This window comes from Mucilaginibacter frigoritolerans (genome assembly GCF_007830615.1).
Classification (GTDB): Bacteria; Bacteroidota; Bacteroidia; order Sphingobacteriales; family Sphingobacteriaceae; genus Mucilaginibacter; species Mucilaginibacter frigoritolerans.
In genome coordinates, this window is the sequence record NZ_VLLI01000019.1 from 46,111 (window position 1) to 65,904 (window position 19,794).

Genomic DNA, 19,794 nt, shown 5'->3' on the forward strand with positions numbered 1-19,794 from the left:
CTGAAATATGGCTTAATGGGTTGTTTAAAAGTTTTACGGTTGATAAAACATCTAAAATATTTAGCCACGAATAAAGACTATATGATTAATAAAAGATTAATACATGCTTAATTGACAGTAATTGTTATAATTTCAGTTGAATTAGTTAAAATAATACCATTATACAGGTTCAGCCTAACCGAAGATTATCATTTTTGAGATGTTTTTTTTTCGAGTATATCATGAAAATCCATCTTAAAATCTTCACCATAAATAACTTTATACTCTTTTATGAAGTTTTCAAATGTATGTTTAGCTAATGAATGCTTACCCAATGAAGATAGCGCCTTACACTTTAATATAGTAGCTTCCTCATTAACCGGATCGAAATGAAAAATATAGGCTGATATTTCAATTAATAATTCTGCATCGTGAGTTGGATCAAGTGAATGTGCATAATGCAGATACGTATCTATCACATCATTTGATATTTCGGATTTAAAACTATCAAGCCATTCGTATTCGTTATTTAACAAAAAGTTTCCCCTTTGGGTAATAGCAGAAAGAAATTTTATTCGCTCGATATCCAGCAGGGCCTTATCCCTTACTATGCTTAAATAATCGCCATAGTCAACATGCACATGGTCAAAATCAATATCTATTTTCCAATAGCCAGTATCCTTTGATAAACTGCAATGATCCAGTCTGTCAAGCAGGCTTTTTAGTTTGGCTATATTAACAGACCTGTTATTACGCGCACTTTTAGCATCTTTATCAAACCACAATATTTCATTCAGTTTCTCCGAGCTTAAACCCCGCCCGTGTTTAATGGAGTATAAAAGAATAACCAAAAAAAGTTCCTTTATAAGAGGGGTGAAATGTTTGGTTATATCAGCCCCTTCTGCATCAAATACCTGCAGGTCGCCAAAAAGAAAAATTGAATTTTTACATAGGGTCCCACTACTATAGGCTTTTATTTTATTTGGTATTTCAGATGCTTCCGCATCATTTATTACCGGTGAGGAGATTAAAATGGGACTATTTGTTTTGCGCCGTTTTAAATATATAAATGCTGTCGCCGCGGCAATCAACAGAAAACAAGCAATATAATACAAGTAATAGCTCCTTTTTGCCAATGATACGGTAGACCCGGATCCAAATGGAGGAGAAAGCAAGGTGTAAATATTTACTTTGGTTTGGTTAGTTTCAGATCGCAGCAATGTTACTGCAATAAACTTTTTACTTGTTTTACAATAATAAAGATCGGCAAATGAATGTGTATCGTGAAAGTTGTAAGGTATTGAATTACCAACAAAAGTATACGAAGGTTTTAATAGCGATCCGTATATGAGCTGAAGTGTTGAGTTATATTTATGCTGCGGGAAGATAAGGCCGTAGTATGAATTTGAATGACTATCAATAATGAGTGAATTCGCCATTGCAAAATCGTTATCACCCTCCTTTAATGTAAACATTTTTTTAAACGTCTTATCTTTTACGGTAAAACGCATCATATCATACATATTGTTCGGATTAAGTATCTGCTGTCCGCTCGAGTTACCATATCCTCCCAGGATGTAAACCGTATCACCCTTTTCAGTTGCGCCCAATGCGGCGAGGTATCGCGGCATAAAAAAATCGCGATTAGGCACAATATTTTCCCAGGTATGAGTATTAAAATGATATTGCTGTACAGTGTTTTTATAAACTAAATGTCCATAACCACCAAATAAGTACAAGGAAGAGTCGCTTATTGATATTGATTTATTGAGATGCCAAAAGTCAGAAACATCTCCAGCTTCAAACTTCTTGTCCCAGGCATGTGTAGTTGTGTTGTATTTGGCGATGAATTTTTTATTTACAAAAAGATAAAAATTGTATAAGTTTTTATCATATGGATTAAAAACAGATTGATTACCCTGGTTAAGGATCAATTTGCCTGAAGAATAAGCGGTGCTGCTCCAATGTGAGCTGTCTGCCTGGTAACTATAAATAGAATCGGAGCCAATAACATAAACTATTTCTTTTTTCGGATCAAAAGCAACACTAGCAACCCCATTAATTTTTAATCCCTGGGCAGGTTGCCAGTCATGATGCAAGGCCGTGATCCATAATGGATTAATCACTGCTCCATCACTTTGTGAGTATATTTCATGTGCTGTCTGGCCAAGTTCTTCGTTTAAAGGCCAGTTGTATGTTAATGATCCATTACTAATGATCTTTATATCCCGCAGCTTCATTGGCGGTATATCGGTGGTTTTAAATTGCTTATAATTGTTTACACCAAAAAGTATTTTATAGCATGCACTTCTTTTTAAATGCATGTTTTTTTCAATAAATGTACGATCACCTGATCTGAAAATTATCCTATCGTTATCATAATCAAACTTGATCGATAACTTATTCCACCGGTTAAAGAGGCTATTTGGATCAATATCAAAGGCTGTCTTTGTCAGCTTATCACCTATTATTAAATTAAAATGGTTTTTTAATGCTTCTGCATTATAAACCAGATCAATATTCCGGTGATCATCCTCAATTATTCTTATTATATAACCAAAATAGACAGCCCGGTTGAGGTAAAATGACAAATCGAAGGAAATTTCAAAATTGTTATTGAAACATAATGTCTTTTCCGGGCTAAGGTCAAGTGAGGTTCTTTTATCCTGCACAACTTCGTGGCTGTGAAAACCCATCCCATAAGATTGGCCATAACTATCCTGATTAAAGATGACAGCTAAAAAAATTATAAAAAATATAGCCTTAAAAAAACAACAAATTAATCTCATTCATTTGGGGTTAATAATTATCCCGGGATAAGAGCGCCTAAGTTAGTTTATAATCTGAAAAATATGGTCAATAGCTACAAAACCCAGCGTAGTATCTGTAACTTTTATTTCAACTCAAAATTATAACGATAATTAACATCTGCAACGTGTTTAATGTGAATTGTCATTTTTCACTATTTAAAGGCATTGAAATTAATACATAATTAATTTTTTTTTAACTCCGGCCCGTTTATTTGCTGCAACAATGCTAAAGTCTTTGGCCAACCTAAATGATTCAGAGTAAAACAACAAAACAGGCCGGTAACTTATCTCTATTTCATCCGAAACATGGGCCATACTATATCGCTAACCAATTTACTAATTTATAAAATGAAAATAATTAATTATCCAGTTCTCGTACTTTTACTGCTGTGCTTTACCATTACCAGCAGAGCGCAAACAAAGCATAGCAAAAGCACACTTTACCCTACTTACAAGGGCTTGGTTATGGCCGGCTATCAGGGCTGGTTCAGTGCCGCCGGAGATGGAAGCAATTCTTCGCATTATGTTTATGGGAATGAGGAGCGTTCAGGAATTGATTTATGGCCAGACGTAAGCGAATATGAAAAAACATATCCAACTCCCTTTAAACTTTCAAACGGACAGCCTGCGCTTTTTTTTAGCTCGGCAGATAAAAGTACTATAGACCTTCATTTTAAATGGATGCAGCAATATGGAGTTGACGGCGTATTTATGCAACGTTTTTTTAATGTCGCAAAAAGTAAAGACAAAAATAACAGCAGGTCCTCTTTTATATTGCAAAATGCTATGGAAGCAGCTTCAAAGTATAAAAGGGCTATAGCGGTTATGTATGATTTGTCAGGACTGGCAGCATCCGGGGAAGATTGTTCTGCTATAATAGATGATTGGAAATATTTGGTAGACCAGTTAAAAGTTACCAACCAGGAAGGTACACAAACCTACCTGCATTTTAACGGAAAGCCGGTTGTTGCCATTTGGGGAGTAGGCTTTCCTGACCGGCCTTATAACATCAGGAATATTGGTCTGGAAAGACTGATAGACTTTTTAAAAAATGATCCTGTTTATGGTGGCTGCGCAGTTATGATCGGTGTTCCTAACTCATGGCGTACTTTGAATGGCGATTGTAATCCCGACCCTTACCTGCACGAATTGATTAAACAATGCGATATTGTTTTGCCCTGGAGCGTACAACGTTATTCCCCATTGCTCCATAATGATATGAACAGGTACAGGGATGATTTAATAGAGGATATGAAATGGTGCCGGGAAAATAATTTAAGCTATGTGCCATGTGTATATCCGGGATTTAGCTGGCATAACCTGAGCCGCTATGAATTTCCGGATGATGTTAAGCCGTTAGCATCAATACCACGAATGGGAGGGCGATTCTACTGGCAAATGTTATCTACCGCAATATCAACCGGTGCAAGCATGTTATATGTGGCCATGTTTGATGAAATAAACGAAGGTACAGCTATCTTCAAGGTGACCAATAATCCGCCGGTATGCGCTAATTCAAATACAGCTTTTGCTAACCTTGATGGTAAGCCATCTGATTATTACTTATGGTTAACCGGCGAGGCCGGTAAAATATTAAAACACCAAGAATCGCTTAATTTTAAATTGCCGGAGCGAAAGCCTGAAAAACAATAAACATCGATAACGATCGTATCCTTTAACATCCTGAATTATGCACCTTTTTGTAGCGATCTGGTGAATAATGTGGTCATTTAAAACAAAAGTCTGCAATTATTTGACTTGCAGACTTTTGTCTATTTTAATATTAAATTCAGCGGAGAGGGAGCGATTTATACTTTTTATTAAAGGAGCCCCGGATTTGCTCCTATAGCAGTTTTCATTGAACAGGCCTCTTTTAAGACCCTGTCAAATTCGATTAAAAATTAAATTGTAAATAAACATGGCTGAACAAAACCAAAAGACTCATACCTTTCCCATAGGCGGTTCGAGTCCGATTGGCTCCGATTAATTTGAGCTGGAGCATGACTAAACTTGAACCGCATTTTTGAAGATTTGCGGCACCTTGCAGATAGTTTATTATTCAACTAATTTTAACTGATTGCTAATAAAAAAAGGTTTCGGATATTATCTTATCGTCCTTTACGCCAAAAACTGCAATTTCTGCCAATTGTAATCGCTGTCCATTTTTTAAAGTCATGTCTCTGCCCATGGCCATGCTAAAAAAGTTTCCTCCAACCACCGGCTCGCTACAGAAGAAGCTGTGTACTTCTGCAATAATTTCCTGTCTGGCTTTTGACTTGGCTAAAACCGCTTCAATCCCCTTGGTTATGGTAGGTACTCCCATTGTCAAAGCATGTTCAGGTTCGGTACAAACAATGTCGGCGCTATAAAACTGTTGATAAATTTCTGTCACTTTTCTTTGTTGAAAAAGATCAAAGTAACGATTGGCTAATTCTTGAGTTGTCATTTGTTTGATTATTTATAATACAAAGGTATTCTGTTATTTAACACTTATGGTGTTAAAAAGTATCATATATTTGTTTAATCGTATTAATTTATAAAAATGGACGCTTTAAGTACCGTGTTAGATGCAACCAGGCTGAGAAGTGTAGTTTACAGCAAATTTCCTCTTGCGGCGCCTTGGGGACTGGATATTGTTCAGGACGGAAATTCACAATTCTGGCGGCTGGTGAGCGGCAGTTGTACTGTTGGTTCGCCTGATGGCCGCGTGATAGAATTAGCAGAAGGCGATCTGGTTTTTGTGCCTCACGGAAGCGCGCACTGGATAGGAGATAAATCTACAAGTTTACGCATGCCCTCGCCCGAATTTGTTAAGGCCCGCAGGGCGGGGACTCCTGTCTTTAACACTGGCGGCGATATAACTGTTCTTATAGCTGGTCATTTTGAGTTTGATTACCAGCCCTTGCATCCTTTTTTAAAGGATTTGCCTTCAATTATACATATCAGGCAATATGTGACGGAAAACCAGCTATTACTAAAGCAGGTTACTCAATTAATGCTGGAAGAACTCAACAACGAACGACCAGGAAGCAGTATAATGCTGAAATGTTTGTCGGAAATAATGTTTATCAATATCATCAGGGCATATTTAGAACAGGTTGTACCCGACAGTGGTTTTCTTTCCGCGTTAAATGACCCGAGGATTAGCAAGGCACTAAAACTGATGCAGGACATCCCCCAAAACAACTGGACGCTGGAATCGCTTGCATCTGAGATAGGCATGTCACGTTCTGTTTTCTTTAATCAATTTAAAAAATTAGTGCATGAAACACCGTTGACCTACCTTACTAACTGGCGTATTAGACAAGCTCAAAAGCTGTTAATTATGGATAACCGCAATATATCCCAAATTGCAGTGAACGTTGGATATCAGTCGGAAGCAGCTTTTAATCGGATATTTAAGTCAAAAACAGGACAGACTCCCGCAGCTTATAGAAGAAGTAAGTTTTTCCAGTAATTTTTAGCATATGATCATTATTCACCACTAATTTTATAACATAACTTAAACGCAAAAATGCCTTAAGACTTTCGACTTGAGGCTTCTGACTTTTAAAAAGGTAGCCCAAATCAGACTAAAACTCGAACTGCTCAGTTTAAAACTTACACACTTTAGCTGTTATAAATATTACATTTTAATTAGTTGAGTCATCTTTTGCTTAGGCCGTAAAAGGAACGTACTCAGATGAAATTTGTTTACATTTTTTACCAGTAACGCATAATACCTGCAACATAAGGCAGCCACTGATTTTTTGGAATCGACTTATCAAGATAAAAGTCGGGCGATATACCTTTATTATCAATGCTATTCTCAGGAATCCGTAAGCTTTTGGATGTACAGTACCAAAGCGTATATTTTCCATCCGGAGATGTTATGTAGTACATGTTGGATATATCTAATTCTCCCATAGTGGTTGTTCCAAACAATTTTACCTTTTTACTTTGCCGAGCCGCTAGCAGGAATTGCTCCGCTGTACTTCCATTATTTCCGTTAATCATTATGGCAACATTTTGAGGGAATTGAGTTACCTTTTGGTATCGAAAAGTCCTCACACTATCATGGAGCATGACGAATCTTCCGAGATTGGCATTAAGCTTTTTAAGATACCCAGCGTAAACAGCTTTGTCAGATGCGGAAACACTATTTTGCGACATGTAATCTTCCCAGATCTTATTATTGTGAGGCGTTGATAAACGCGCTACCGAAACATCCCTTATGGGGTTGGTATATACTATGGGAAGAATTTCATCAAAACTCGCGTCGTCGCCACCACCATTATCTCGGATGTCAATAATTAGGTTTTTCCTGGTATATATTAGTTCACTGTTAGCATGAATTACGCTGTCAATTGTTTTTTTATACTGTGACTCAAATGTAGCAATACGGAGATAAACAGTTGTCGAATCATACTCCTGCACGTATGGCTCACTATCTAAATGAATATTATTGATTTTATTTTTTGACGGTCCAACACTTTTATTTTCCGAATCCTTATTTTTTTTAATATGAACTTGATTTACAATGAACCCAAAGTGTCCCACCCTGAAAAACTTGGCCCATTGCCGTATCGCAGAAACACAGGAATCTGGTTCGGTTATCTCGCCAACTTTATTTTCAAAAAGCTTATTATGTGTTTCGTAAGCCGCGTATCCTTTTTGATCAAGGATATATCTGAAACCTGCATCGTTTTCCTCAAACGCGGTTTTCATCCATTTAAAAGCAGTGCTGCAATCACATTTTTGGGCGAACGCAATATTGTCGGTTAAAAGTATCACTGCAAAAAAAATAATGTATTTAATTTTTTTCATTGAATTATAAGGGTAAATGCATTTCAAAAGTCGTATAAAAAAAAGAAATGTTGCATCCTTATAAATAACAGTGGATAGTATTGCATAATTGAAAGCTAAAGAAAACGGGCTATTCATCTATCTTTTGAGTAACCTAATTATAATCAGCTGAGCATCTAATTGGATAAAAGCAAAAGTGCTTCAGTTTGTTAGCGAGGCCGCTAATATTGCTGGAGGTTAACTTATTTACTCCATAAATAAATGTATCATCTTGAAAACGATTATATGGTACTTGCTTAAGCAATTCTGTCTTCTTGAAACGTTACCGCAATCATGTTTTTGACTTTAAAGTAAAAAAAGGGAGTTTTGTCATGCACCTCTCAGGTTTATGATTGATGGGTTGAAGGATGATTTCATTTCGTGGTAAGTTATAACCATCCGTTAACAAGCCACCTTTTAATCAGATATTATTGACCAGTATGTGCAGTGCGGATTAGAAAGTTGTGCGTTGAGCGCATCAATTGCCTAACTCTAACTGATTTTTAACGAGATCGAAATATTCATTCCTAGATTCAACTAACTCGCGATGATTACCAGTCTCAACAATAGTTCCTTGCTTCATGACCAAGATTTGGTCAGCTTTTTTTACAGTTGACAGTCTATGCGCAATGATTATTACAGTTTTGCTTTTGAAAAAAGCTTGTAATTTGTCATGAATAATTTTTTCATTTTCTGCGTCCAAAGAAGATGTTGCTTCATCAAGGAAAATATAGTGCGGGTCTTTGTAAACTGCTCGAGCAATAAGAATTCTTTGCTTTTGACCTCCCGAAATGCCATTACCTTTTGAACCTACTCTCGTTTTTAGACCAAGTGGCAATTCTTTGATAAACTCGTTTAGATTGGCTATATCAATCGCTTTTTCAAGCTTTTCATAGTTGATGATTTCATCTCCCGTGGCTATGTTCCTTTCTATACTGTCGGAAAAAATATAACCATCCTGCATAACTACTCCACAATTCTTTCTTAGGCTGGTTGGCGAAATATCTTTTAAATTAATATCACCAAATATAATGTCCCCGAGGATTGGCTCGTAAAATTTCAAAAGAATTTTCAACAATGTTGTTTTTCCGCTTCCACTGGCGCCTACTATCGCTGTAACCTTTCCCTCCGGTATCAAAATATCTATATCCTTTAATACAAATGGCGATTGAGGTCCCTCATATTGAAAAGAAATATTCTTAATGTCAATCCCTTTTTTTATGGAGCCGTTATTCCCGAATTTGTTTTCAAACAATAAAATTAATTGCTCCTGCTCTTCTACGGGATGATTTTGAACCTCGCTAAGACGCAGAAGGCTCAGTTTCGCATCCTGCGCTGACCGAAAAAAACTGATCAGCTGAAAAACCGGTGAATTCATTTGCCCGATAATATATGAAACACTTAATAGTGCTCCTAAAGACATATGCCCCTGAACGACAAACGTGGCAGCCAAGAAAGTTACCAAAATATTTTTCAGCTGATTTATAAACTCAAAACCCGATGTTTGCACCTGTTCAAACTTCAAAATACGAACGTTTATATCGAACAGCCTTTGTTGGATTTCCTCCCATTCTTTTCTTTTATAGTCTTCAAACTGATTGAGTTTCATTTCTGAAACCCCATCAACTATTTCATAAATTGATTGCTGATTCTCAATTCTTTGCTGGAATCGAAAATAATCTAAAATTCTCCTCTTTCGCATCCAGAACAGCGACCAAAATACAGAAATGGCGGTCAACGAAACATATACCACCAGTATTCGAAAATCATAAAACCATAGAAAAGCAAAAAAAACGGAAAAAGTTACAATGGAAAATAATGTTAAAAGACTTTGAGATGTGAGGAAATTCTCTATCCGCTCGTGGTCCTGAATACGTTGATTGAAGTCTCCCATTAATTTTGTGTCAAAAAAACGAATTGGGAGTGCCAAAAGTCTTTTTAGAAAATCAGATATAATCTTAATGTTAATTTTAGTTCCAACAATCAGGGCAATCCAATTTCGCAGAACGCCAAAAATGATATTACCTAAAAAGAACACTAACTGAGCAAGCAGTATATAGGAAATAATGGTTAAATTTTTCTTACTCACTCCATCGTCAATGAGACGCTGCGTTAAAACTGGAAACACAAAAGTCGTAAGTGTGCCCAATAATAATAACAGCATCATCCAAAACATTTGTTTTTTGAATGGAGTAAGATAATTGATCAAATGCTTAATTGATAGGGTCTCTTCTTTTGGAAGGGTTTTCTCATAGAAGGCAGTGGTAGGTCTCAAAAACAATGCGACACCTTTGTCGTCTCCGACGATCCACGATTTTTTAAATTTCTCCTCGGATAGCGAAATTATTCCATGTGCCGGATCCGCTATTTTAAAATAAATTTTTCGGCTTGTAAAACGACGGTAAACCTGGTACAGTACAACAAAATGATTTTGATTCCAATGCAGGATGCAAGGTAAAAACTCATCTGAAATGGCGGAAGTATCTACTTCAGCAGCGAAACTTTTAAATCCGATTTCCTCAGCGGCTTCTGTTATTCCCATCAATGAAACACCATCACGGGTTAGATAGCTTTTGTCGCGGATGTATTGAACGCCGATATCCTTTCCATATGACGCCGCAACCATGGCCAGGCAGGCTGGGCCGCAGTCCATATAATCCTTTTGAGGAATGAATTTTTGTTTAACTGATCGCATAGAAAAACTTCTCCCTAATTAAACTTGTTTTTTTCTCTTCATCAAAGCCATTGACACAATAGTCAATATTCTCATGTTCAATAGCCTGCTGAGAACAGCCGCCGTTGCATATTGGCATAATTCTGCATTCTAGGCATGGTTTGTTTTTAAATTTCGAGTTCATTCGGCGCTCGTATTTTTCATTCCAGATGAGATTGCCCTCGCTATCAATATGACCTTCCCTATTTGCAGTCTCGAAATCGCGTGCCGTGCATTTGAATAGGTCCCCGTTATAATTTATAGTGGCATGGTTCCTTTTATCGGCATAGCATGATTCCCTAACAAAATCCCAAGTTGCTTTAAAGCTAGTGTTAAAACCCCATTCCCTAAAATATTTAACTACATCTTGGATGTCCCTGGATAAGTCCTTTTCATTTTGCCAAACTTCATGGAATGAAAAGAATAGTTTTTCGCGAGTTTCCATGTTTAAATCCAGGAAATCCGCAGCTATCCTCATAATGCCTTCGTTTAAAGTTTCTTTTGAAATATTGAGTCGTACAGTTACCCTGAAACCATTACTTGCAGCCAGTTTGATATTACTTATAATTTCGTCATAAGAGCCCCTGTTTTCCGAGACGAATCTCACCTGATTGTGCCGTTCCCTATGACCATCTAAAGTAATTTGAAAACTTTGAACATTAAGCTTTTTACACTTATCAAGCTTCTCCTGATTTAATAAAAAACCATTCGTTGTAAAACCGGTACCAAACGCTATTCCCTTTCCATTCATTATTTCACAGGCCTTTTCAAGAATTGGCACCACAGTTGTATCGAAGTACAATAAAGGTTCACCGCCAAACCAATTTATTGAGAACGCCCTGAGATCTTTTTTTTCATCGACAATTTTTTGCATCAGTTTCCCAACTGATGAAATCACATCAACATTCATTTTGGATTGTCTGATGTGTGTTTCGTAACAATACCAGCATTTGAAGTTACAATTCATAGTTGGATTTATGGTTAATTGAAATACGTGTTCATTTTCATGATCGACCTCTTGAACCATCCTTTTCACTTCGTTGAGTTCATCAAAATCTATATCAACAATAAAACCCTTATCGACAAGATGATTGTAAAAATCTTCATGAATGTCTTTTAACTCATCTAAGTTTTTAAAGTGGATTGCTGATTTAAGCATTTCATATAACTCTGGCATCAAAATAATAAAGTCATTTTTTAATGCATTGAAACCTATGATTTTATCCTCATAAGGAAAGAACGTATTATATCTACTAATTTTCATGGAATATAATTTTTAATGGTGAATAAGAGTTGTCATTTTAAAAGCTCTAATTAATATTTCGTTAAATGGATAAATCACAAATACCGCCGCAGTTCCCACAGTTTAAGCAGTTGGCAATATTGTCATCGGGCGGCCAACGGCAATTCCTGTGTTTGCTTTTTTTACCTGAGATCTTTCTTTATTTAGCAATTGCTTGGAACTGGGGTAGCAAAGCTTTCCTTTAAAGTTTTGCTTTTAGCTACAGCAAGCTGTACATGTGAGAAGATTGCGTCAAAAATCTCGATCATTTGTTTTCTTTCCATTTCTTTAAAATTTAAGACAATCAATTAAAAGCTTAAAAAAGGGGCTTCTTCTTTGTACAATAGAGTCAGCCCCTTTACATAAATTAACTAGCCGGGTTGCAAGTACCGCAATTGCCACAGTTACCGTTGTTGTCCGGTGGTGGACAACCGCAATTGCCACAGTTGCCGCAGTTACCATTGTTGGTAGCGTCGACACCACCCTTTAACTTTAACATTTGGCTTGACGATAGCGTCGCGAAACCGCCCTTTAATCTTCCATTTTCGTTATCCTCTACTATATTGGTATCGGAAAACATGGTATGGAAAACCTTACTGAGTTCTTTTTTTTCCATTTCTTTAAATTTTTAAAATTATTGAACTAATATTTGCTTTGAATCAAAGCGTTATTTAAGCACTACCCTGACTATGTACACTTATCAGAATCGCGAATAAATCGAATTAATTTGCCCGACCCTTGTCGTCGAATTTTACGTTCCTATTATTCGTCTTTACCTTTTTATTTCCGAAAGAATAGGTTACAGATAATGTTAGTTTTCGAGCGTCTGCATAGTTTTTATACTCCTGATAAAAGGTTGTATAAAAAGCTTCGCCGTGGCTGTATTGTTGTTTTAGTAAATCGTTTATAGCTAGGTTCATTTGTAATGTCCTGTCCAGTAAGGAAATTTTCAACCCAGTACTCAAATTGCCCCTCGAGTAATTCCTGATATTGCCACTGTAGTTGCCGAAAAATTCATTATAGCTAAGAAGTGCAGTGACAGTTTTAGATTTGTTTATATTTACGGAATTGAATATGTTGGCGTATGCTGACACCCCATTTTTTGCGACAGTATTTGAAATACTGGTTTGCGATGTCATATAACTCAAGTTCATGCTTGGCGTGAATCCCCAAACATTAAAAAAGAAGTCATTATAAAATAAAGATGTACCTACAGATTTTTGAGTAATGTAGTTTGCTTGAGTATTTATTTGAACTCCATTTTCTAATTGCGTTATATAAGCGTTTCCATTAGTCCAAACACTGCCATAGACGGTGAGATTTATTTTACTTCTTGTATAACCGAATTCTAAGTTGTGAGTGTAGGATGGCTGTAATTCAGGATTGCCTGCATAATAAATATAAGGATTCGAGTAATTCCTAAAAGGGTTTAACAGGCTAAAATTAGGCCGGTTAATCCTTTCTGAATAATTCAAATAGAAGGTATTATTTTGATTGGGAGTAAATGTTAGATAAAAAGTAGGGAATAATTTACCGTATTGGTCGCTGTTTGGTTGTGCAAGTGTCTGCGAATAGTCGTTAATGAACGTATATTCATATCTTAAGCCAGCCTTGATCGTCCATAGCTTGCTTAGTTTTTTGCTCGCGCTGATATACCCGGCAATGTTGTTTTCACGGTAAGAAAAATCATCGCTGTTATTATAATCAAATGATGATTCACCATTTATGATGTTGTAATAGTCTTGGCTTGATTTATTAATAAAGCGGGTAAATTTTCCGCCGGTTTCAATCAGTATCCAATTATAAGGCAGGGTAAAATCAACCTGACCTGAATATATCCGATAATTCAACTGATTTTGTGTCAATACTTGATTTATATTGCCATCCGATAAATTACCAGTAATGAAGTTGACGGTATTATAAGGGTTCGTAGTTAATAAGTTAGCGTTAAATTCTACTTTTTTGCCATTCTCGCCTATTTTTCTGGATGCATATAAGTTGGATTGAAAAATATCGCTTGTACCATTCTGAAGCGAGCGTGTATTGAGGGTCGAGTCAAGTGAGCTATTTGTAAGATATTTCAAATTGTAAAGCATGCTTCTATCCGTACTCGTTTTGTTGTAATCCGCATAAAGCCCAATTGTTGTCTTATTATCTATCTTATAGTCAAGAGTATATGTTGCTCCATATAATGAGCTTTTGTTGCTACTGTTATAATTTGTTAATACGCTGGTGGTACCTATGATGTCGTTGTATCCGCTAACAGTGACCGGATTATCCGATTGCTTCAATATTAATGTCGAACTAATCTTAGAACTTTGATAGTTCAAGTTGAAGTTATTACCGAACCCGCTTTTGGTTGCCTGGCTAAACGATGCGGTATAACTACCATTCCACCCCAGATAAGGGTTTTTCTTTAATAAGATATTTATAATTCCACCATTACCTTGTGCATCGTATTTCGCTGGAGGAGTAGTAATAACTTCTACTTTAGCGATATTTTCCGATTTAATTGACTTTAAATAATTTATTAGCTCGATACCAGATAGATAAATCATACGGTCATTAACCATTATTGAAACTGCCCCCTTTCCAACGATAGAGATTCCTGAATTTTCGTCGGCGTTAACCAGTGGTGTATTTTGCAAAACGCCGATCGCATCGGTACCCTGAGAACTCGGAAGATTTTCTACATTCACCACTAGTCTGTCAACCTTACGTTCTATTAAGTTTTTACGGGCTGTTATATCTACGGATTTTAACATCACAACCTCGTCGATTATGATGTTTCCCAGATTTTGATCACTTTCAATTGTTATCTGTTTGGTTAGGAGCGGGTGACCGAATTGCTCGAATAACAAAGTATAGTTACCCTTCGTAACCTTTAACGTAAAAATTCCGGCAGTGTCAGTTATCGTCTTGCCGCCCTTTAGGCTATCATTTCTCAAAACAACGTTTATAAAGCTTACCGGCTTGTTTGCATTGTCTAAAACTTTTCCGCTAATGGAATACTCTTGCGCATAAGAATAATGTACTTTGATAATCAATAAAAAAATTAAAAAGAATATGATAGATATTTTCACAGGATGTTTTTGATATGCTGATAAATTTTTAGCGACATAAAAAATCATTGTTTCTAGGCACCACCATTCTCATAGTTTAATACTTAAAAAGACATATATTTCTTAATATCACCGCAGGCCGGACTCACCACTTTTCTTACTTTGAAAGTTGTTTATATTTTCATAGTAAGCTAAAAAATTATACCAACTGCATGTTTTATTATATTATATTAGCTTTAATTACATTTATGACCTATAAAACCTAATCAGCTTATATGGAATTAAAGTGCATCATTATCGACGATGAACCGCATGCCATCTCCGAGCTTAAAGAGCTGACGCATTGTTTATCCAGTTTACATGTGATTAAAACATTCATGGATACATCTGAAGCCATTGATTTTTTACAAAATCACGGTCCGGTTGATTTTGTATTCTCAGACATTAACATGCCCGGATTGAACGGCATAGATGCTGCACTAGTCTTAAGAAAATATTGCCATTTTTTGATCTTTGTTTCAGCACATAGTGAATTTGCCCTAGACGCATATGGAGTTAGCGCAAGTGCTTACTTGCTTAAACCGGTCAGCCAAGGGAATTTTGTACAAAAAGTGGATGAACTTATTGCAAAGTTGCCTTCTGTCGGACAGGCACAACAAAAAGAAGACGATGTTCTTTTTATCAAAGGAAATTCCAAAAACAATTTTATCAAAGTTAATTACAATGATATCATCTACATTGAAGGACTGCTGAACTATGTTATTATTTATACAGAAAGAGATAAACTCATTACGTACATGGGGCTAACAGAAATTTTACAAAAACTTGGACGAACTGACCTATTTTTTCGAATAAATAAATCAATGATAATTTCCACTAATCACATTCGGCAGGTTAATGGTAATATGGTATATTTATCGAACAATGCTCCATTGGGGATAGGTAGAAGCTATAGAAGTGCGTTTCAAGAATACATCTTGAAACGCACATTAAATAATCTGTAGCTGGCCTTACCAAAAGTGCGTTGTTGTCACCGTCGTTGCCGTCGCTGTAGTTGGGTCGGTTGTTTCTGGAAGGATGCAACCAGAAACATTTTTTCGGATAAATGTAAAATGTTTTTTTCTTTTGAGATTTGGGATTTTTTTTGACGCTTTCATAATAACTATTGTTTTTTTTCAATAGTATCTCTGAGCGTCTTCACAGACATTTTTTTTATAGTAGATGCAGAAAATATTATATCAAAATATCCGTGCTTTTGTTAGACAAAAACGTTTACATCTTATTTGCTGGACTATCTTCATTTTTTATGAAGTTGTCATAACTGGTGTATTGCTGGGTCACTTTAGCCCCATATTGAGCTACTTATTCTTTTATGCTATAAATATTTCCCTCTTTTATATTCATTCTTTATCTGTATTGCCGTTCGCATTGGACAAAGCTATTAGATCAGTATGGCTAACACCGCTGCTGATTACCCTGGAATTGATTTTATATTTTGCACTCATAATTTGCTCGGAAAAAATATTTTTTTTTATTATTGGTGGACAGGAGACGCCAATTTCAAAAACATTTGTGGCAGCTACCATTTGGCGTGGCATATATTTTATGCTTTATGGGACTGGTTATTATTTTTTACTGCATTATATCGCGAACAGGAATAAGGCTTACCAATCAGCCTTAAGAGCTGAAAAACTGAAGACCAAGCTTTTACGTGCGGAAAAGGATTTTCTCAGAGCTCAGATCAATCCGCACCTTTTGTTTAACACTTTGAATTTTATTAAGTATGCGGCGAAGAAAAAACCTGAAAATGTTGAAGAAGCCGTGCTAGCCCTAGCTGATATTATGGCTTTTTCATTGCACGATAATCATACAGAGTATGTTGCCGTAGGGACTGAAGTGAAACAAATCCACAGCGTTATTCGACTGAATCAACTCAGATTCGAGGAAAGTTTACAGATAGACTTCTCTTCTGAAATTGCAGACGATAGCCGGCTGATTATTCCAGTTGTATTACTAACACTTACCGAAAATTTATTTAAACACGGTGACCTCCGTAAGCCAGCTTCGCCTGCTGTGTTAAAGATTATATCGACAGAGGAATGTTTAACTTTCACTAGTAGCAACCTTTGCTCGTTTTCCTGGCCAAACGAAAAAGCACAGCATCAGGGTTTGAAAAATATTGCAGCAAGACTGGATACTTACTATCCTGATAATTATCAATTCGTATATGGTATGAGTGGAGAAATGTTTACCGTCAATTTGACGATTAGTTTTCCTAAAGAAATATAATTGATGAAATCCCCAATTAAGTTACTAAACTGTGCCGTCTGCCGCGTTCCAGCTTTCCCTTCGACCATAGCGTTGGACGAGGCATGGGATAGTTTAAAGGAAATGATACGTGATTCTTCACCAAATTTTTACGACGAAATTAAATTTCTTAATGCTAAAGACTTAGGACAAATCGACGAAAAAATCAGCTTTACCATTTTTAAGTATTTTAATCGCGCGAAAAACAGGCCGACACCATTTGGACAACTCGCTTCAATATCTTCAGTATCGATTGCAGATAGTCGAAAGGAGGAGTCCTTAATGTTGGGCCCACAAATAAACCACAGGTATTTAGATTGGTCTAACGTTAAATGGTTTGAAAAAAAAAAGGAAAATCAGCGCGGCGACGGCGGTATTTTTCAAACAAACAGCACAATATATGTGCATAGCGATAGGATAAAATATATATATTTTAACGAAAATAGGTTCGAATTAAGCTCTATTGAATATTCTGAGTTGATCTTTGCAATATTGGAATATGCACGTAAAAGCAGGAATATCGGAGAATTGACTAATTTTCTGAAGTCTCGAGGTTCGTTTAATATGCCTGAAGCAAACAGCCTTGTAAAAATGCTAGCAGATTTGCAATTGTTGATTTCAGATATCCGTCCTAACATTATTGGAAATGATTATTTCGAGCGCCAAAAATTCAGAAGTCATGATAACTACCCAAGTTACATCATTGCAGAACGCAAGTTGTTATATGGAAATCTTGAAAAAGCTGACTTTCACGAGCTACAACAATCGTTTGAATGGCTAATCAAAGCTTTACCTGTCAAAATCCACAAGAATCTTGACAATTTTAAAAAACAGTTTATTCAAAAGTTTGGAATGCAAGAAGTGTCTTTAGCCTTAGCCCTTGATCCGGAAATCGGTATAGGTTATGCTAATTTAGAAACTGATCAAACGGAGAATGAACTTGTCGCAGCGATAAAAGAACTGTGTGTTAATGACCTACCGGAAAGTAGCATTTGCTGGATAGAACTTAACCAATTTTTGCTGAAGGCAATTGTCAAAGGAGGCGTTATACAACTAGATTCGTTTGAGCCAGCTAAATCTTCCGAACAACTGATGCCTAATACATTCAGCGTGATTGTGCGGGTGGGGAATGATGGTTTAGTTGTTGAACGCTTAGGTGGCTGCACAGCAAATGCCCTGCTTGGGCGTTTTTCACTGATAGGTGGTGAGTTTAACGAAATGGGCCAAATGATTGCCGGTATTGAAGCTGAAGCCAACCCGGAAGTAATATTTTTTGACATAGGATATATGGCCGAGAGAAGGGTGGACAATGTAAATCGTAGAAAATCGCTTTATCAAGCAGAATTGCCAATTTTAACCTATTGTCTTGCTAACATTCATTTGCAGATGGATGATATTATGATTCGCGTTATCGATGAGGAAATTATCATTCGATCCAAAATTCATAATCGTCGCCTTATACCCAGGATTGCCTCTGCATATAATTATGTACGTTCTGACCTATCGTTGTTTCGTTTTTTAGCGGATTTGCAACATCAAGGAATTAGGTCATCCTTTACTTTTGATTTTATGGCTCTTATTCCAGGCCTTGACCACTACCCTCGCGTGCATTACAAAAGCGTAGTTATGTCACCTGCGAAATGGCTCATTCCAAGTGAATTTATACATAAAAAGCTTGCCATATCAGAATCCACAATCATTGCCTTAAAAAAATGGCTATCGGAAAATTCGATTGAAGTATTTAGTTGTGGAGTGGCTGATCAGAAATTGGTTTTCAAAGCTGATAGCAATGATGACTTGAATTCTTTCCTCCGTTTCGTTTCTGGACGAACGGTAATTTATATTGATGAGTACATCAAGCCAAAAGATTCCCATGTTATCGACCAAAACTACGACACCTTTTCAGCAGAGTTTAATTTGGTCTATTATCATGAAAACCCGGTTTACCAATCGGTTTTCAAGCCATCGGCCCACTCTGTTAGTCAACCTGAAAAATTTTATTTACAGGGACAGGAGTGGGTCTATTTTGAAATTTATACTCATAATGCGTCATCGGAGTCTGTGTTAAGTGAATATCTTAAGCCATTTTTGGTAAGAAATCGTCAAAAAATTTCATTGTGGTTTTTTATACGATACAACTCTCCTTCTTCTCATATTCGTTTACGCTTTAAACTTAAATCTGTTTCTGATGGATATAGTTTGATTGCAGAACTTTCCGGTTGCTTAAAGCCACTCTTACTTAATCGAATAATATCAGATCTTCAGTTAAGAATATACTGGCCTGAGGCGGAAAGATACGAGGCAGACCTGATGCCTCTTGTAGAAAATTTCTTTTGGCAGGATAGCAAGCTTTCGCTTGCCGCAATCGATTCTCAATATACTAATAATCAGCGCTATTTCTTATCAATGCGTTTGATGGAGGCAATATTAGATAAACTTACTTACGATCACCAACGTCGGATTAGGTTTTTAGCGAAAGTTGCGGACTCATTTGCTGTTGAATTTAATATGTCGGCTCCGGCGTTTCGAAGAGTCAATGAGGGATTTAAACAATTCGTGAAAATAAACTCTGACCAATCTATTGAGATAATCCCAAGAAGGGTTTTTGACCGATGTATCAATGCTATGACGAAAGCCTTAAATGCAGCAGAGATTGAAAAACGGGAAAAGTTAGTGATTGATTTGTTCCACATGCATGTAAACCGTCTTTATAGCAATGACCAGCGAATACATGAGCTAATCATTTACAACTATCTTTGCTCGACGTCGAAGCGTAATTATTTTATCAGCAAAAATGCATTATTATGAATCCTCCGA

Annotated in this window: 13 protein-coding genes; 6 read left to right on the forward strand and 7 right to left on the reverse strand. The window is 36.5% G+C overall.

Annotated elements, in window-relative coordinates:
• Nucleotides 1-188: 188 nt before the first annotated feature.
• A complete protein-coding gene (locus tag JN11_RS22970; protein WP_144916499.1) occupies nt 189-2,675 on the reverse strand; it encodes a galactose oxidase in 2,487 nt (828 codons plus the stop codon).
• Nucleotides 2,676-3,137: 462 nt separating this feature from the next.
• On the opposite strand from JN11_RS22970, the gene JN11_RS22975 reads away from it, so the two are divergent.
• Nucleotides 3,138-4,442 (forward strand): glycoside hydrolase family 71/99-like protein, encoded by a 1,305-nt coding sequence (locus JN11_RS22975; RefSeq protein ID WP_144916500.1) that lies wholly within the window; start codon nt 3,138-3,140, stop codon nt 4,440-4,442.
• A 427-nt stretch (nt 4,443-4,869) separates the two neighbouring features.
• On the opposite strand, the gene JN11_RS22980 is transcribed toward JN11_RS22975, so the two are convergent.
• On the reverse strand, nt 4,870-5,235 hold the full coding sequence (locus JN11_RS22980; protein ID WP_144916502.1) for a nuclear transport factor 2 family protein: 366 nt from the start codon (nt 5,233-5,235) through the stop codon (nt 4,870-4,872).
• A gap of 96 nt (nt 5,236-5,331) precedes the next feature.
• On the opposite strand from JN11_RS22980, the gene JN11_RS22985 reads away from it, so the two are divergent.
• Nucleotides 5,332-6,246: an AraC family transcriptional regulator gene (locus JN11_RS22985; RefSeq protein WP_144916503.1), complete on the forward strand. Its 915-nt coding sequence runs from the start codon at nt 5,332-5,334 to the stop codon at nt 6,244-6,246.
• A gap of 245 nt (nt 6,247-6,491) precedes the next feature.
• Here the strand turns inward: JN11_RS22985 and JN11_RS22990 are convergent, their stop codons facing one another.
• From JN11_RS22990 to JN11_RS23000, 3 genes are all read right to left on the reverse strand, one after another.
• Nucleotides 6,492-7,595, reverse strand: coding sequence for a S41 family peptidase (locus tag JN11_RS22990; protein WP_144916505.1), 1,104 nt, complete (start codon nt 7,593-7,595; stop codon nt 6,492-6,494).
• 496 nt (nt 7,596-8,091) lie between these two features.
• On the reverse strand, nt 8,092-10,308 hold the full coding sequence (locus tag JN11_RS22995) for a peptidase domain-containing ABC transporter (RefSeq protein ID WP_144916506.1): 2,217 nt from the start codon (nt 10,306-10,308) through the stop codon (nt 8,092-8,094).
• Complete coding sequence (locus JN11_RS23000) at nt 10,295-11,590, reverse strand: radical SAM/SPASM domain-containing protein (protein WP_144916508.1); 1,296 nt, start codon at nt 11,588-11,590, stop codon at nt 10,295-10,297. Before JN11_RS23000 ends, JN11_RS22995 begins: the two co-directional genes overlap by 14 nt.
• Before the next feature lie 65 nt (nt 11,591-11,655).
• Between JN11_RS23000 and JN11_RS24565 the strand changes: the two genes are divergently transcribed.
• On the forward strand, nt 11,656-11,814 hold the full coding sequence (locus JN11_RS24565) for a hypothetical protein (protein ID WP_170227836.1): 159 nt from the start codon (nt 11,656-11,658) through the stop codon (nt 11,812-11,814).
• Between the two features lie 161 nt (nt 11,815-11,975).
• Here the strand turns inward: JN11_RS24565 and JN11_RS23005 are convergent, their stop codons facing one another.
• Both JN11_RS23005 and JN11_RS23010 read right to left on the reverse strand, forming a co-directional pair.
• Nucleotides 11,976-12,224, reverse strand: coding sequence for a hypothetical protein (locus tag JN11_RS23005; protein ID WP_144916509.1), 249 nt, complete (start codon nt 12,222-12,224; stop codon nt 11,976-11,978).
• A gap of 106 nt (nt 12,225-12,330) precedes the next feature.
• Nucleotides 12,331-14,691 carry an outer membrane beta-barrel family protein gene (locus tag JN11_RS23010; RefSeq protein WP_170227837.1) on the reverse strand — a complete coding sequence of 787 codons (2,361 nt, stop codon included), beginning with the start codon at nt 14,689-14,691 and terminating at the stop codon, nt 12,331-12,333.
• 254 nt (nt 14,692-14,945) lie between these two features.
• Between JN11_RS23010 and JN11_RS23015 the strand changes: the two genes are divergently transcribed.
• The 3 genes from JN11_RS23015 to JN11_RS23025 all read left to right on the forward strand — a co-directional run bounded on the left by JN11_RS23015 (nt 14,946) and on the right by JN11_RS23025 (nt 19,785).
• Complete coding sequence (locus JN11_RS23015; protein WP_144916512.1) at nt 14,946-15,674, forward strand: LytR/AlgR family response regulator transcription factor; 729 nt, start codon at nt 14,946-14,948, stop codon at nt 15,672-15,674.
• A 217-nt stretch (nt 15,675-15,891) separates the two neighbouring features.
• Nucleotides 15,892-16,959: a sensor histidine kinase gene (locus JN11_RS23020; protein WP_144916514.1), complete on the forward strand. Its 1,068-nt coding sequence runs from the start codon at nt 15,892-15,894 to the stop codon at nt 16,957-16,959.
• 3 nt (nt 16,960-16,962) lie between these two features.
• Nucleotides 16,963-19,785 (forward strand): lantibiotic dehydratase, encoded by a 2,823-nt coding sequence (locus JN11_RS23025; protein ID WP_144916516.1) that lies wholly within the window; start codon nt 16,963-16,965, stop codon nt 19,783-19,785.
• Nucleotides 19,786-19,794 lie beyond the last annotated feature (9 nt).